The organism is Burkholderia sp. SIMBA_051 (genome assembly GCF_046534915.1).
GTDB classification, from domain to species: Bacteria; Pseudomonadota; Gammaproteobacteria; order Burkholderiales; family Burkholderiaceae; genus Burkholderia; species Burkholderia ambifaria.
Window position 1 is genome coordinate 1 of sequence record NZ_JAWRXS010000986.1, and the last position, 231, is coordinate 231.

1 pseudogene is annotated in these 231 nt (G+C 63.6%); it reads right to left on the minus strand.

From position 1 onward, the window contains the following. Window positions 1-89: 89 nt before the first annotated feature. Window positions 90-231 (minus strand): annotated as a pseudogene (locus SB771_RS37435) (sugar ABC transporter substrate-binding protein); the annotation flags it as partial.

Here is a 231-nt window from a genome sequence, read left to right on the forward strand (position 1 = left end):
GGGCATGCGACGGCGTGAGCGCGAACCCTGGAGCCGGGCTCGTTGCTGTGCTTATTGCGGTGCTTATTGCGGTGTTTTCCCGGCGACGCTTACTTCGTCACCAGGTCGCACGGCGTTTCCACCACGCCGGACAACTGCGACTGCTTCTTGTGCTCGGCGATCGCCTTCAACGCCGTATCGATGCCGAACACGGCCTGCTTGGCGGCGTATTGATCGGCGGTGGCGAGCACG